Source organism: Salinivibrio sp. VGrn1 (assembly GCF_009377995.1).
Classification (GTDB): Bacteria; Pseudomonadota; Gammaproteobacteria; order Enterobacterales; family Vibrionaceae; genus Salinivibrio; species Salinivibrio siamensis.
Map to the genome: position 1 here is coordinate 49,995 of NZ_SATA01000009.1, position 15,567 is coordinate 65,561.

At 47.5% G+C, this 15,567-nt stretch carries 14 protein-coding genes; 11 read left to right on the forward strand and 3 right to left on the reverse strand.

Annotated features, from left to right (window positions below; genetic code table 11):
- Window positions 1–110 precede the first annotated feature (110 nt).
- The gene (locus EHW56_RS12860; protein ID WP_152799922.1) at window positions 111–1,082 is read right to left on the reverse strand and encodes a nitroreductase; all 972 of its coding nucleotides are present in this window, start codon (window positions 1,080–1,082) and stop codon (window positions 111–113) included.
- A gap of 603 nt (window positions 1,083–1,685) precedes the next feature.
- On the opposite strand from EHW56_RS12860, the gene EHW56_RS12865 reads away from it, so the two are divergent.
- The 5 genes from EHW56_RS12865 to EHW56_RS12885 all read left to right on the forward strand — a co-directional run bounded on the left by EHW56_RS12865 (window position 1,686) and on the right by EHW56_RS12885 (window position 7,198).
- Window positions 1,686–2,246: an outer membrane beta-barrel protein gene (locus tag EHW56_RS12865; protein ID WP_152799920.1), complete on the forward strand. Its 561-nt coding sequence runs from the start codon at window positions 1,686–1,688 to the stop codon at window positions 2,244–2,246.
- Window positions 2,247–2,278: 32 nt separating this feature from the next.
- Window positions 2,279–4,174 (forward strand): methyl-accepting chemotaxis protein, encoded by a 1,896-nt coding sequence (locus EHW56_RS12870; protein ID WP_152799918.1) that lies wholly within the window; start codon window positions 2,279–2,281, stop codon window positions 4,172–4,174.
- A 404-nt stretch (window positions 4,175–4,578) separates the two neighbouring features.
- Window positions 4,579–5,511: an EAL domain-containing protein gene (locus EHW56_RS12875; protein ID WP_152799916.1), complete on the forward strand. Its 933-nt coding sequence runs from the start codon at window positions 4,579–4,581 to the stop codon at window positions 5,509–5,511.
- A gap of 110 nt (window positions 5,512–5,621) precedes the next feature.
- The gene (locus EHW56_RS12880; RefSeq protein WP_152799914.1) at window positions 5,622–6,554 is read left to right on the forward strand and encodes a GNAT family N-acetyltransferase; all 933 of its coding nucleotides are present in this window, start codon (window positions 5,622–5,624) and stop codon (window positions 6,552–6,554) included.
- A 413-nt stretch (window positions 6,555–6,967) separates the two neighbouring features.
- Window positions 6,968–7,198, forward strand: coding sequence for a hypothetical protein (locus EHW56_RS12885; RefSeq protein WP_077578297.1), 231 nt, complete (start codon window positions 6,968–6,970; stop codon window positions 7,196–7,198).
- Window positions 7,199–7,288: 90 nt separating this feature from the next.
- Here EHW56_RS12885 and EHW56_RS12890 read toward each other — a convergent pair whose 3' ends face one another.
- Window positions 7,289–8,323 (reverse strand): NADP(H)-dependent aldo-keto reductase, encoded by a 1,035-nt coding sequence (locus EHW56_RS12890; protein ID WP_152799912.1) that lies wholly within the window; start codon window positions 8,321–8,323, stop codon window positions 7,289–7,291.
- Window positions 8,324–8,522: 199 nt separating this feature from the next.
- Here EHW56_RS12890 and EHW56_RS12895 point away from each other — a divergent pair, with 199 nt between their 5' ends.
- Entirely contained in the window at window positions 8,523–8,825 is a 303-nt protein-coding gene (locus EHW56_RS12895) for a DUF6482 family protein (RefSeq protein ID WP_046075088.1), read from the forward strand.
- 44 nt (window positions 8,826–8,869) lie between these two features.
- On the opposite strand, the gene mutH is transcribed toward EHW56_RS12895, so the two are convergent.
- Window positions 8,870–9,541, reverse strand: a complete 672-nt coding sequence (gene mutH / locus EHW56_RS12900) for a DNA mismatch repair endonuclease MutH (protein WP_198531454.1) — start codon at window positions 9,539–9,541, stop codon at window positions 8,870–8,872.
- Between the two features lie 623 nt (window positions 9,542–10,164).
- On the opposite strand from mutH, the gene rppH reads away from it, so the two are divergent.
- The 5 genes from rppH (at window position 10,165) to EHW56_RS12925 (ending at window position 15,497) form a co-directional block, all read left to right on the forward strand.
- The gene (gene rppH, locus EHW56_RS12905) at window positions 10,165–10,677 is read left to right on the forward strand and encodes an RNA pyrophosphohydrolase (protein ID WP_046075090.1); all 513 of its coding nucleotides are present in this window, start codon (window positions 10,165–10,167) and stop codon (window positions 10,675–10,677) included.
- A gap of 17 nt (window positions 10,678–10,694) precedes the next feature.
- Window positions 10,695–12,953, forward strand: a complete 2,259-nt coding sequence (gene ptsP / locus EHW56_RS12910; RefSeq protein ID WP_172970045.1) for a phosphoenolpyruvate--protein phosphotransferase — start codon at window positions 10,695–10,697, stop codon at window positions 12,951–12,953.
- The gene (locus tag EHW56_RS12915; protein WP_370517163.1) at window positions 12,953–13,759 is read left to right on the forward strand and encodes a sulfite exporter TauE/SafE family protein; all 807 of its coding nucleotides are present in this window, start codon (window positions 12,953–12,955) and stop codon (window positions 13,757–13,759) included. Before ptsP ends, EHW56_RS12915 begins: the two co-directional genes overlap by 1 nt.
- A gap of 12 nt (window positions 13,760–13,771) precedes the next feature.
- Window positions 13,772–14,569, forward strand: a complete 798-nt coding sequence (gene lgt, locus EHW56_RS12920) for a prolipoprotein diacylglyceryl transferase (protein WP_077578301.1) — start codon at window positions 13,772–13,774, stop codon at window positions 14,567–14,569.
- A gap of 88 nt (window positions 14,570–14,657) precedes the next feature.
- Window positions 14,658–15,497, forward strand: coding sequence for a thymidylate synthase (locus EHW56_RS12925; RefSeq protein WP_152799908.1), 840 nt, complete (start codon window positions 14,658–14,660; stop codon window positions 15,495–15,497).
- Window positions 15,498–15,567: the final 70 nt, after the last annotated feature.

Genomic DNA, 15,567 nt, shown 5'->3' on the forward strand with positions numbered 1-15,567 from the left:
GGCAACGGGATTTACTTGCTCCTGTTTGAGATCGAAGGAAATCAGCGGTATTAAAAATAAAGCGGCGTTCTTGCTTATTTAGTGTTTCTAGACAGAGAGCGGCTTAACTCTCATTTAATGACCTCATCAAGGCGGCGGCGTGGTGACGCGCCAATTTGATCTTTCGGAAATCCTAAGCTGATTACAACTTGCGGAACCCCAGTTTTTTTCAATAGACTTTGAAGTTTGGGGCGTAACGATGCAACCTGAATAGGTTGATTGAAGTAAGCTGCTTGTAGTCCCTTTGAGTGTGCAGACAGCAAAACCTTTTCCAGCGATTGGCCAGTTTTCAGCCAATCCGTGACATTGTCATTAGCCGTACCAAGGACAGCAAGGGCGGGAGATTTTGCAGTTAGTTGCTTATTTTTTGCCGCAATTCCCATACCCATATCTAAAGTGCGCACAATAGCTCGAGCGACGGGCACTAAGAAAGGATGCATGGTAAGACCGCCCCCTTGGTGACGAGGTAGTATCCATGAGGCCAGTTCTTTTCGCCAGTTGGGGTTTGACCACTGAATAGAGTCCCCCTCTGAAATCAGTTCGGCTACTATCCGACGACTCTCTTCCAGTGTTATGAATTCGAGCCAAGTATCTTCCTTCGACGCAGTCATACGCAATGAATCTAATATCTCATTCGGAATATCTTTTGATGCAAAGTTTTTGCGATAGGTTCGACGAGACTCAATCGACTTAAATAGTTCTGCGTCTTTCAAAGATGAAGAATGTTGTTTATTAAATGAAATCACAGCTAGCAGCGCGTCGTCACCAGAGGCAGGTTCTACATTGATAGAAATACTAAATCCTTCGTGAGCAGCCGCTGCACGCAAATTCATCAAAGCACAACCGCAGCTTATATATAGTTCTCTACTGTTCGGATCGCTTATTGCAAGTGCGCGTGTCTCGTCGGCAAACATGAAAACTGTGCCATCGGTTATCTCAAATCGCCATGGCTGAGTATTGTGACTCGAAGGAGCAAGTACCGCATAGCTTAACAATAACTTTATCTGTTGCTCGGTGATAAGCGCTTTATCTGAATTCATCATGATCTCCTCTCTTACTCTAGAAAGATGCAACGGAATGATTGGTAAATATACCTGGCTATCCTAAACCGTCATATGTATCTGTTACCGACCAAATTGCTGTTATCTGCACACAAAACGTAGGTATGGTGAATATTACAAAAGCTGAGTCCTACTCGTAGTCGCTCTCGTACATGATATAGAATTACAGTCAAAATTTAATCTTGGCTTGTATAGCTATAAAGTCAAGAGAATATTTCTTTAACTTACACGGTTTATGAAAGAATATTGGCTTACATGCAAGTAGTGAACTGGCCTTCTGCTAACTACTATCGGTACTTTATACTTTCTGGTTGTTGACTATATTCGGAATAAAATTATTTTTGTCAATTGGACCACTTCTCAGTTAATCTGTTCCTGTTCAATCATCTCGGAATGACGTTAATCTTACCCAGATATCGGCATCGTTTTTCGTTCAATCTCGACTACCATTTTTTAATGAAAGCGCTGTTTTTAATAGGTTGTGATGTTCATATTGGTTTTTAAACATTTCGTACCAGAGTACTATTTACCCATATAGTGCCGAGCGGTAGTCTCTGAGTATGTTCTACTTACTTGGTTTTCATAATGAACACCTCCGCTTTTTACTCATTATTACTGCTGGCCTTGCTCACTTCATTTTCTGCTTACTCTAACACGAATAATTCAATATCAGTTGAGTACAGACACTCTCTTTATGACAGTGGAGAAATAATAGATGGACGTGCGAATGGCGCTCAGTTTACCTATTACTATCAACTGTTAGATGGAGCATCTGTCTATGCCGGGTGGAGCTATGATGCTATAGAGCATAAAAGCCATCTACCATTAAACGGTATCGATAAAACAGGCTATTCCCTCGGTTTAAAAATAATGCGTAATTATGATTTTATCCAGGCAGGGTTATATGGGGGACTCACTTATAAGCATTATGAGTTCGATATAGATGATAATGATGATCCAAAAGATTTTGGACACGAATGGGGATATGAGCTTGGCGGAATTGTTACGCGACCGCTAAGCGAAAATATTCATATGATTTCTCGTCTCGGTTATGAGTCTTCGGATGATGACGTATATATAGTAGGCTCTAGACAAGAAATTTATGATAACTACCTGTTTTCTATTGGTTTTTTGTATAACTTCTAATGGCTAAATAGTCAGTTTTGTGGGAGAGGGGAATGAAGAAGCTAGGGTTTAGACAATCGCTCCTTATGGGAGTGTTGATGCTGGTATCTTTATCATTGGGTGTGGTCAGTCTTTTGACGTACCTCAATGTCTACGAAGCGTTTAAACAAGATAAAGAGACAACCGTTAGGGAATATGTAGAGGCGAATGCCGTAACCATTTCATCTTATTTTGATGAAAAAGAAAGTGTCTTATTAAATCTTTCAGAATACTACAAAAGTAACCCTTTTCCAGATAATAAAATAGCGCTAGTCAAGCATATTGCTGCCTCTACGAACTCGGACAGTGTGGTGTTCACTTCTGGAAATGGCCAAGCATATTGGAATCAACAGGGTGATGACTGGCCAGGGCATATATATAAAGGCGATGCACGAAATAGAGAGTGGTATAAAGCGGCTTTAGCGACAAATGGCGTTGCGACAACGCAAGCTTACAAAGGCGCCGAAAGAGTATGGATGTCGATGGCTACTCAAATTGGAAATGATGTGCTTTCCATTGACTTTGACTTATCAAAAATGAATAGGATTGTTGACAAGTTCAAAGACATGGATGGTGCAGTGGCGGTGATTATGGATAGGCACTCCACGGTTCTTGCCTCTTCAAGTCCAAATATTTCTAATGGCGAGCAAGCTGCGTCACTGGCGGGCTTTTCCAGCGTGGCCAAGGCTGTCATCAATAGTACTCAACCCAGGTATCAAGAGTATACCTACGGGGGAGTTGAAAAAGTGTTTTTCTCGCTGCCGCTAGAGATTGCAGATACAACGTGGTTTTTAGGCGTCGCTCTAGAAGACGAAAAAATATTTGCACCGATTTATAAAACTCGCACCACTACCATATTCATGGTGTTTGCGGGCATCCTGGCAGCGATTGCTGCTTTCTATCTGTTGATCAATAAGCTGTACCGTCCTATCACCTCTCTTCGTGTGTTGGCAGAGGATCTTTCCAGTGGTGAAGCCGATCTCACTAAACGTCTTAACCTTGAGCGCAATGATGACTTGGGTGACATTGGTCGAGGTATTGATGCATTTATTGATAAAGTCCATCGTGCCGTTGCTGATATTGTCGAGGTTTCTTTAGGACTGGCTGATAATGTCGAGCGGTTACAATCGCTCACCGAAGAAAACGCTGAGAGTATTGGTCAGCACTCGGTTGAAACTGAGCAAGTTGCAACAGCCATCGAAGAGATGAACAGTACCGCTCACTCGGTTGCGCAAAGCGCCGTCAAAGCTTCACAGATCACTGTAGAAGCTGCAAATCTTGGTGCGCAATCAGAAGAAGTCGTGAGAAAAGCGCAGTCGCTCAATGAGCGCCTACTAGAAGACATGGAAGCCTCTGTTGCCCTGGTGAGGGATATGAACGCCAGCAGTGACAATATTAATGATGCATTAAAAGTAATTGGAGAAATTGCTGAGCAAACCAATTTGTTAGCGCTTAATGCGGCAATAGAAGCGGCGCGTGCCGGTGAGCAGGGACGAGGCTTCGCGGTCGTCGCGGATGAAGTGAGGACGCTAGCGAGTCGGACAATGGACAGTACCAAGGAAATCGATAAGGTGCTTTCTGCATTATTAGATAGTAGCGAACAAATGTCTGCAGCGATTAATCGCACAAAAGAAATGTGTGTCGATACGGCTTCCGGTCAAGAGCAGGTTGCGACAAGTTTGAGAACGATGGCGGAGTACGCAAAAGAAACCGACGATGCCAGTACGCAAATCTCCACAGCCGCAGAAGAGCAATCAGCGGTGTCTGCGGATATCAGTGAAAATATGAATAGGATTAAGAGTATTGTTGCTTCGATTAACAAAGGCAGTGATGTGGTCACAGAAGAAGCCGAGAAAATTGGTCGTCTGAACTTACGCCTGCATGAAACGGTTAAACGATTCAGAGTATAAATCGAGGTTTTGGTGTTGATGGGTAGCAATCACTGTATGTCAGACGCCATAAATGACGCAAAAGAGCGGCTGTTTTTTGAACTTGTTGTGAATAGCTTAATAAGGCTTTACTCCCATATTGACAGCGTAGACAAGTATGTTCCTTTACCAGAGCGGAAGCGTTTGTTGCTTGTTTACTATAAACGTATGTTAGATAGCCCAAAATATAAGCCGATACGTCAGGATATGCGAGGCTTTATTCATGGGTGCCGAAGTAAAAGCTTTGATATGGAAGCGGCCTTGTTGAAGCTCTACTTTAGCTCTCATCCATGTGCATACTAGGCTATTGTTGCGGGTTATTTTTTCGAAAACTGGTAGCGAGATTATTATTCTAGCTATTTATAATTTTTTTTTAGGGGAGAAATATGCTGGAGGCTTATAGTGGTATTTCCAAGGAGGCCTATAAGCCTCAATGCATCCCTTGTTGTCGACAAGTTGGGCTAAAAGTGAAAAAGGCGAGTTATGAACAGTCTTTAAAAAATATGATTGGTTTTGATATGACCATTGATAAACGGTTATGTAGCGGAGAACAACGGCATTTTGAGATCACAGACTCGCTCATAAACGCAATTAAGGAATGCGGTATCCATATAGCTTTACAGCCGATCTTTGAGGTAAAAAGCGGAGAAATATTTAGTTTTGAAGCCCTCGCCAGGTGGACGCATCCTATCATGGGGCCAATATCTCCTGATGAGTTTATCCCTATTGCTGAACATTTGGGTCATATCCATGCACTCGGTCTAGAGGTGCTCAGTCAAGCCTGCCAATTCCTCACTGATTACGATAAGTTGTTTGAGACTCGACCAATGATTAACATTAATATCTCAGTTCAACAACTCACTTATCCTAATGTCGTCGAAGATATTCTCAATATTGTCAAAATGTACCACTTACCCCCAGAACGCATCGTATTGGAGGTCACTGAGTCTTATCCATTAGACGGGGGGATGAAAGTCAATGCAGTGCTCGAACAGCTTAATCGATTTGGATTTAAACTTTCTATTGATGATTTTGGGGCAGGAATGAGTGCAATCACGAGTTTATTTAATCTTCCTCTTTATCAGGTCAAACTAGATAAAAAGCTAGTGAGTGAGTCCATTGTCTCGCAACCCTGTATGGATTTTTTAACCTACCTATGTGGCTATGGTAGAAAAGAGGGAGTACGGATCGTTGCAGAAGGGGTAGAAGATGAGATGACAGTGAGTAAATTGAAAGAAATAACGATCCCCTATGTACAAGGGTATTATATGTATCGACCACAGTCCCCTAATTGGTGGTTAAAGGCAGAAAGTATATAAATGTAGTTTATATATTCACAATCATAGTGTGACGTTTTAATTATAAGGGCTATGTTTTTGTTACGTGATTATGAAAATTTTTATAAATATGAGGTGATAAAGAAATAAACATGACCAGTCCACTCAACGTTTGTGAATATAATAGTGATGCTTTTAAGGAAGTGGAACGATTTTTTGATTCGCTGTTCAAAAAGAGAACGGTAGATGCCTGTTGGCATCCGAGCAGGTTTGAATATGCACGATATTTGGTCAAACCATTGTTCGAAAAAAGAGGGATTACTGACTGGGAAGACCATGTGTCGTTGTGGCGAGATGATGATGGCAAGCTGGTCGGTGTGACTCTCTCTGAGGCTGCCGATTTCAACAGCTTTTTCTTTACATCTTCAGAGTATCGATCTGCTTTATTGAAGCAAATGCTGGAATGGGCAATGGAGACAAATTATTGCCTAGAAGATGGACGTAAAAAGATGACATGTTGGGCGGATCAAGAAGATAACATGCTAATAATGTTGCTTAAAGAGTATGGCTTCGATAAGGATACCGGACAGGAGTATTTGCTTGTCGGTGACTTAAATCAATATACGCAGTCTTTGGCTACCAGTCATTATCGACTTAGAACCCTCGTCGACCCCAACTTGTATGAAAGCCGGATGGAATGTGTCGCTTCGGCGTTTCAGGATCGCTCGCATTATGATTTATTATCAAGTTACAAAATAACGGAAAACGCACCTAATTATCGCCAGGATTTAGATTTCTGTTTAGTCGATCCACTTTATCCAAACACAGTGATTGCCGCGTGCACTGGATGGCAAAATCATGCCGATAATAGTGTGTATCTAGAACCGTTTGCAGTTGCCCCTCAATATCAAGGTCAAGGCGTTGGCACGATTTTTCTGCGTTTTGTTATGACTGCACTGAAGTGTCAAGGATTCAGGGATGTATATGTGGGAGCCTATGGTGATGGACTCAAGTATTTCTATTGCCAAGCTGGGTTTTCGCATTTTAGGACGTTAAATCATTACTCGCAAAGCAACCTGGTTTAAAGGTTTTTCATACATCTCGCCAGCCGTGGTACAAATATCTACGGACTATCAAACCGTGAGAGATTTAACAGCACAATCCCCCATGTCTTTATTGCTAGACAGAGTGTTGCGCTTTATTTGAACAATATTTATATAACTTATTGATATTAATTATAAGTTATTGAATACTATTAGCTCCATTCACGCAGATTCACATGCTCAAGGAGGTTAATGCCATGACTGATTTTCCGATGAAAAAACTCGATGTCATCGTTGCCTCTGCGCGTCACTGTGCCAACCACTTGGCTCAGGATACCCGCTCACGCATCTGACTCTGCGTCCAACTGTAACTGGTCGCAGGTATAACGCGGCCAGTTTGCAGTCCCACTTCGCTTTATGCCTGTGGCCTCCTGTAACCGAAAAGGAGAGCCATCATGACTCAACTATCTTTATTACCCTTAGCCCAAGCGCTGGTGCGTTTGGATATGATTCGTCAGCGTCGCGCGAGCACACACCGTTACCGCTACACAGATGTGGCGTTAAATCGTCACCTACAACGTGATATTGGTATTGCGCCTGACAAACAAGATGCTTTGCCCGTTAGCACACAATTTGCGGCTAAACGTTATCTTGTGACATGGCGACGACGATGGCGGTGGTTATAATGGGCCCCAGGAAGCGGCGTATCGGTTGATACGCCGCCCCATCCTCGAATAATACACTGCGCGGCAGCCAACTTGGCTGCCGTTTGCGATCTAAGGGCAGGGGTTGGGATAGCGGTTAGCAATCTCATCAATACCGGCAAGCACATCGTCACTCAGCGTCAGATCCAAGCTATCGAGATTACTCTCGAGCTGTTTTAGCGTCGTGGCACCGATGATGTTAGAAGCGACAAAAGGACGACTATTCACAAACGCGAGTGCCATTTTTGCAGGATCGAGGCCATGGCGTTGGGCAAGATCGACGTATTCTTGCGTGGCCTTTTGCCCTGACTCGGTAAAGTAGCGCGCGAAGCGTTGGTGCAGTGTACAACGGGCCCCTTTCGGGCGTGCGCCTTGCAAATATTTTCCGCTCAACGCGCCAAACGCGAGCGGCGAGTACGCAAGCAACTCGACCCCTTCATGATGACTGATTTCCGACAGGCCGACTTCAAAGGTGCGGTTAAGCAAATTATAAGGGTTCTGAATAGAGACGATACGCGTTAGGCCGTGCTTCTCTGCCAGATGCAAATAGCGCATCACGCCCCAAGGCGTTTCGTTTGAGACACCGATATAACGAATTTTTCCTGCTTGGACAAGCTCATGCAGCGCATCCAGCGTGTCGAGGATGGTGACCCCAGAGTGTTCATCTTGATACGGATAATTGAGCTTACCAAAACAATTATTATGCCGCTGTGGCCAGTGCACTTGATACAAATCGATATAGTCGGTTTTTAGTCGTGTCAGGCTATCCTCAACGGCTTGATGAATATGGCGTCGGTTAAGCGACATATTGTCACGGATATAGGGTACATTGCGTGGTCCGGCTACCTTGGTGGCGAGGATAACACGATCGCGCTTCCCGGATTTTTCTAACCAGCTGCCGATGTATTGTTCGGTTAACCCTTGCGTGGATTGGCTGGGGGGAACGGGATACATTTCAGCGGTATCAATGAAATTCACGCCCCGCTCAAAGGCAAGATCGAGCTGCGCATGGGCGTCAGCTTCACTATTTTGCTCACCAAATGTCATGGTGCCTAAGCACACTTTACTCACCTCTAGCGAGGAATGGGGCAAACGGTGGTATTGCATCCTTTCTCCTTGTCTGCAATCGACCTATGGCAGTCCATAGTAGAGAATTTTAAAAATGATCGAAAGCGGTTTAGCTGCGGCTTGACAGCTGGTTAAATCTTGACCATTACTAAATGGATTGTCCGATGGTATCGGTCTGAGCGCGGTGTTTTTGCTAGGCATGATGGACACGAAAAAGTGTAATCTAGAGGAAAGTCAAATGAACTATTCACAGCTTAAAGCCTGGATGCGCGCGGATCCTCGCTCATGTCCACAATGTTATGTGATGGCACACGCAGGCGGCGCAAAATACTCGGTCGAAGTAGAAGTGAAGCATGAATTAGAGCCTTTACGCTCGGACCAAACCGGTGAGGTGATGCAGTTTGATCATGTCGGGCAAGTCGGGGAGAAACTTAAAGCCCTAGGGATTGAAGAGGGCGTATTACGCTTGATGGACCCTTACGATGAGTTTGCCACCGGGGGCGAGCCAAGCTGTCGAGAAGATATGCCAATTCGTTTTTGATGTTTTACCTAAACGCGCGGGATGTCATGCATGCGGATTGATACTTACTTCGGATCCACAAAGTAACGACGCAAGATTTGGTGGGTGAATTGCGTGCGTAAATAAAAGCCGCGCGGCAAGGTACGGATCGGCTCACCATCGGGGCCGAAAGCGTCGGTCAAGGCCTTGCCGTTGGCGGCTTTGGGTCGTAGTTGGAGAGACTCACCTTGGCGGGCTGTGATTTCCGTCACGCGACCTAGCGCTACCCAATCCATTAACTCCTCCCAATCGGCGCGCAGTCGCGCTTCCTCCTCTTGGCTAGGGGACCATAATAATGGCGTGCCAATGCGGCGCTGTGATACCGGTATATCGCGTTCGCCTTCAACGGGGATCCACAAGACGCGTGACAGTTTTTGCCGCACATGGCTATTTTCCCAGCGCACCCCCGCGATCCCAGTGAGCGGCGCAACACACACAAAGGTGGTTTCCAGCGGCTTACCATCGCCGTTGACCGGAATTGTTTTTAGCTCAATGCCTAAATGCGCAAAGTCTTGTTCGGGTTTGCTGCCGGCGTTGGCGCCTAAACAGGCCTCGAGTAACATGCCAATCCAACCTTTCTCCCGCGTGAGTGACGCAGGACAAGGGATCGACAGTGTCTCGCTGACTTCGCCAAGGGTCAGACCGGCGAGGGCGAGTGCACGCTCCATCAATACCTGCTCGGATGCGGGGGGCTGTATCACTGTGCTGGGATCCTGCTCGTTACGTTGAGAGCGTGCATTATCAAGAACTGCTGTATTGGCTGCAAGTCGATCCTACCCTTGATGATCCTATCCGTACGCTTGTAGTTATCCACAGATGAAGGATGATTGATAGGATTCCTGACTGTCATGATCAAATATACAGTACGTAAAGGAGGGTGAAAATGTGAAAAATCGCGAATTTGCCGTTTTTTTGCGCTATTGGTGTGGATAATTTTCTGATTGGTGGATCTTTAAGCGATCTGTGTGTATTTGACGATCGCTCGATCTTAAAAAAGATCCTTTTGTTATGGCAAGAGTTTAATTAATTGATTATTAATACATTTATTGTTTTTTGGGTCGCTTTTGATTCAATGACGCGATCCTTGATCGTTCGAGAAGTGAACTTTTTCTAGGCTTCTTCACAAATCTATCCACAGAAAGCGTGAATAAATGTGCGCAAACTCTCATTGCTATGTTTATAACTTCCTGTTAGGGGCTGAGTTATCCTCAGATGACGACGAGTGCGCAAAAACAACGCTCAATCCACAATGTTTGTTTACCCTTCACCGCTTTTTGTGAAAAAATCAGGTTCAGTAGAGATTTATCATTGAGGTCGTCCAGTGATTGATGGCGATGGCTATCGTCCCAACGTGGGGATAGTAATTTGTAACGGCCACGGTCAAGTTCTCTGGGCTCGTCGATATGGTCAGCATTCATGGCAGTTTCCACAAGGTGGCATCGATGAGGGGGAAAGCCCTGAACAAGCGATGTACCGGGAATTGTATGAAGAAGTGGGGCTGACTAAAAAAGATGTACGCATCTTGGGGACTAGTCGACATTGGCTACGCTACAAGTTACCCAAACGCCTTGTGCGCTGGGATTCCAAGCCCGTGTGTATCGGGCAAAAGCAAAAGTGGTTTTTGCTCAAACTTGAATGTGACGAGTCACGCGTTAATGTCTCGCGCGGGGGGACACCAGAGTTTGATGGCTGGCGCTGGGTGAGCTATTGGTATCCAGTGCGGCAAGTAGTGGCATTTAAGCGTGAAGTGTATCGGCGTGCGATGAAAGAATTCGCGCCACTTGCGATGCCGTTTAAAGAACGCAAACCTCGGCGTCGACACAAGCGAGGATAAATGTAAGGAGAGATTGGGTGCTCACGCAGTTAAGGAATATTGTGCAAAGTGTGGCGGCGTCTTCAGATCTTGAGCAGGCGTTACACACCTTGGTGCAACAAACTTGCGTGGCGATGCGTACCGAGTGCTGCTCCGTTTATCTTGCCAATGCTGAACACCAACAGTTTGAGCTTATGGCAACACAAGGCCTCGACCCTTGTGCACAAGTGTCGATGGCATTTGGCGAGGGTTTGGTCGGTGTGGTGGGTCAGCGTGCTGAGCCTTTAAATTTGGCGCACGCGCGTAAGCACCCCGCGTTCAAACCCTTCCCCTCCACCGGCGAAGATGCCTTTCAATCCTTTCTTGGCACGCCCATCATTTATCGCAAAAAGGTGTTGGGTGTGCTGGTGGTGCAACAACATCAACCCCGCCAGTTTGATGAGAGCGAAGAGTCCTTTCTCGTGACCTTAGCCGCGCAGTTGGCCGTGGTGTTTGCGCATGCCGATGCCCAAGGTGGCTGGCAGGGAGCGCCGTCTCCGGTGTTGCTAGAGGGAATGCCTGCGTCGCCGGGCATTGGGATCGCACAAGCATGGTGTGATGACTCTCAACCGCGGCTTGAAGAGGTGGCGCCTGCTTGCCACCTAGATACACAAGGTGAACTCGACAGACTGGACGCGGCGATTGACGATGCCAGTACCGAGTTTCGCCGTTTGCGTAAACGCTTTGATAAAGAGCTGCAAAAAGACGCGCTGGCGATTTTTGATTTGTTTGTTCATCTGCTTAACGATCCTATGCTGCGTGAAGACATGACAGTACGGGTCCAACAAGGGGATGCCGCCACTTGGGCGGTGAGACAAACGGTTGAAGCCTTTTCTGCCCGTTTTGCCGCGATGGATGATCCTTACCTAAAAGCCCGAGCGGGCGATGTGAAAGAGTTAGGACAGCGGCTGCTTTACTTTTTAATTGCGCCAGCGGGGAGTCCACCACCGGTTTCGACACCCATTGTGCTGTTGGCGCGAGAGCTAACGGCGGGCATGTTAGCGTCCATTCCTCGCGCGTTGCTCACTGGTGTGGTGGCGGAAGAAGGGGCGGCGAACTCACACGCGGCGATCTTGGCGCGTGCGTTGGGGATCCCGGCGGTGATGGGCGTCAGCTTTTCGCCCGCTAAGCTTCATCAAAAAACCGTGATCCTCGATGGCCACAAAGGGGTGTTGATGATCGAGCCCGCTGAGGCATTGATCAATGAATACCAGCACCTCGTGCAAGAGGAAGCGAGCCTACAGTCTACGTTTGAGACGGCACTTGCGGCACCAGGACATACTCAGGATGGCACGCGTATTGAAGTTCACTTAAACGCCGGCTTAAGCGCCGATAGCCAGATTGCAATCAATCAGGGCGTTGACGGTGTTGGGCTCTTTCGTACGGAAGTGCCGTTTCTGATGCAGCGCCGTTTTCCGTCTGAAGACGAGCAGGTTAAACAATACCGTGCGATTCTTGCCAGTTACCCTGATAAACCTGTGGTGATGCGCACCTTAGATATTGGCGGCGATAAACCATTACCGTATTTAAGTGTTGAAGAGGACAACCCGTTTTTAGGCTGGCGCGGGATCCGTTTTACCCTCGACCACCCGGATATCTTCTTGATTCAAGTTCGCGCCATGTTGCGTGCCAGTATTGGTTTTAACAATCTTAAGCTGTTGCTGCCGATGATCTCCGGGCGTAACGAGTTATTGGAAGCCAAGGCGTTGATTAGCCGTGCTTATCAAGAGGTCAGCCAGGAGGCACACCAAGCTGGGCAAAGTATCAATATCCCTTTATTGGGGATCATGGTTGAAGTTCCCTCTATTCTTTATCAGCTCGATAACATTGCGCGCGATGTCGATTTTCTTTCAGTCGGCACCAATGATCTCACTCAATATCTATTAGCGGTCGATCGCAACAATGCGCGCGTGGCTGATATTTTTGATGCGCTGCACCCCTCGGTATTACACGCATTAGCGTCGATTGCCGCTGTGGGAACCCGTCATCAGCTTCCGGTTAGTGTGTGTGGAGAACTAGCCGGCGATCCGGTGGGGGCGTCTTTGCTGGTGGGGTTGGGGTATCACCAGCTCAGTATGAATACCCGCAACGTGGCCAAGATTAAGTATTTGCTAAGCCGTTTACCGCACGCGCATTTAGTCACGCAGGCCAAGCAGATGCTAACCCTGGATCATCCAGACGAGATCCGCGCTGCTACTGAAGCCTTTCTGGCTGCGCAAGGGTTAGAGGCGTTGGTCAAAGTCGGACAGCTGCGATGATAACCAGCTTAACGGCCCTACTTTTTGTAGTGTGTATGCTGCTGGGGGCCTGCGTGGGGACGTTGTCTGGTCTTCTGGGAATTGGTGGCGGGTTGGTCGTCGTGCCTGCGCTGACCTTTCTCCTCCCCGTGTTCGGTATTGCGCCCACCGTGGTGATGCCTATTGCGCTCGCTACCTCGCTCGCGACCATTGTACTGACGTCGAGTGCCTCTGCTTGGCGCCATTTTCGTCTGGGGAATGTTCACCTTGAGGCGGTTAAAGCGCTCGTCCCTGGCATGATGCTGGGCGGCATCTTGGGGGCAGGGCTTGCGGATCGGCTGCCACACGATTGGTTGCCCCGCCTGTTTGGCGTGATAGTGCTCGCCATGGCGCTACAAATGTTGCTCAATCGGCGTCCCTATCGCGCGCGTCCTTTACCGCATTGGCTGCGACTGTCCTTTGCGGGCACGCTGATCGGAACACTTTCTAGCTTGGCGGGGATCGGGGGCGGCTCGTTTACCGTCCCATACCTGCATTGGCGCGGAGTGAGTATGCACCAAGCCATTGGCAGTGCCTCGGCGGGGGGCGCGGTGTTGGCGCTGGGTGGCATGATGAGTTTTATGTGGTTGGGCTGGCGTCAAACGGAACCCTTGCCCGCGCTCAGTGTCGGATATTTGTATTTGCCTGCGTTGCTCGGCGTCGTGTCAACGTCGGTATTGATGACACGGGTCGGTGCTCAACTGGCGGTGAGGCTACCCACTGCGCAAATAAAACGTATTTTTGCCGTCTTTCTTGTTATTGTCGGCGCCAGCATGTTGTTGAAATAAAGGATCCCATTCATGGCCGAAGGCTACATTACCTTTCCGTCAATCGACCCCATCTTATTTGAACTTGGTCCGGTAGCCGTGCGTTGGTACGGTTTAATGTATTTACTTGGCTTTGTGTTCGCCTTGTGGCTTGCGAATCATCGTGCGGCCAAACCGAATAGCGGTTGGAGCAAAGAAGAAGTCAGCGATCTCCTTTTTGCTGGCTTTTTGGGCGTCGTGCTCGGGGGACGCATTGGCTATGTCCTATTTTATCAATTTGATGCCTTTATTGCCGATCCGCTGTTTTTATTCAAAGTGTGGACAGGTGGCATGTCCTTCCACGGGGGCTTGCTGGGTGTGATCACCGCCATGGCGTGGTACGCGCGTAAAACTCAGCGTCACTTTTTTACTGTTGCTGACTTTATCGCGCCGCTGGTACCGTTTGGATTGGGCGCAGGTCGTCTAGGGAATTTTATAAATGGTGAACTTTGGGGACGGGTGACTGATGTCCCGTGGGCGATGGTATTCCCAAGTGGTGGCCCTTGGCCGCGGCACCCCTCACAGCTCTATGAGTTTGCGCTAGAAGGTGTCGCCCTGTTTGTGATCCTCAACCTCTACATCAAAAAGCCACGCCCGATGGGCGCAGTATCAGGGCTTTTCTTGGCTGGCTACGGGACGTTCCGCTTTATTGTGGAATATTTCCGTGAGCCAGATGCGCACCTAGGCTTGTTTGCCGGCATTTTCAGTATGGGACAACTGTTGTCATTACCCATGATTATTGCAGGGGCAGTGATGATCGGATGGGCGTACCAGCGTCAATCCGCCAAGTGACCGAATAGCGCGAATCGGTTATAGTAAGTAAACCATCAAGGCACCTCAGCGGTGCCTTTTGTTCGTTTGGCCAATGATAGGAAACACTATGAAGCAGTATCAGGCTTTGATGCAGGATATTCTCGATAATGGGACGGATAGAGGCGATCGCACGGGCGTGGGAACACGGTCAGTGTTTGGTCGGCAACTGCGGTTTGACCTTGCCGCTGGCTTTCCGTTACTGACCACCAAAAAGCTCTACACGCGTGCCATTATCCATGAGCTTTTGTGGTTCCTTAACGGCGATACTAACGTTCATTATTTACAAGAAAATAAGGTGCGTATCTGGGATGAGTGGGCGACTGAAAGCGGTGACCTTGGCCCCGTTTATGGCGCGCAGTGGCGCTCGTGGGCGTGTCCTGATGGCTCGACGGTGGATCAAATCGAACAACTGATCGAGCAAATTAAAACGAAACCTAATTCACGTCGTCATATCATTACCGCTTGGAACCCTGCTGATTTGCCTGATGAGTCGATAAGCCCAACCGAGAACGCCGAACAAGGCAAGATGGCCTTGGCGCCTTGCCATTGCTTGTTCCAGTTCTACGTGGCTGATGGCAAGCTTTCATGCCAGCTTTATCAGCGCAGCGCCGATTACTTCTTGGGTGTGCCGTTTAACATTGCCAGCTATGCGCTTTTCACTCATATGATTGCGCAACAATGCGATTTAGCGGTGGGCGATTTTGTCCATACCTTTGGAGACGTGCACCTTTATCATAATCATTTAACCGACGAGATTGTTTACGAGCAACTAAAACGTGAACCGCGTGCACTACCTCGCTTGGTGATCAAACGTAAACCGGCGTCTATTTTTGATTATCAAATTGATGACTTTGAGATTGAAGGGTACGAGCCGCACCCAACGATTAAAGCACCGATAGCCATTTAGTGACGTCTTATCGGATTCACGTGTCATATCGCGACATCTTTATCTGACTTACTTTGGTGTCTCCAATAAA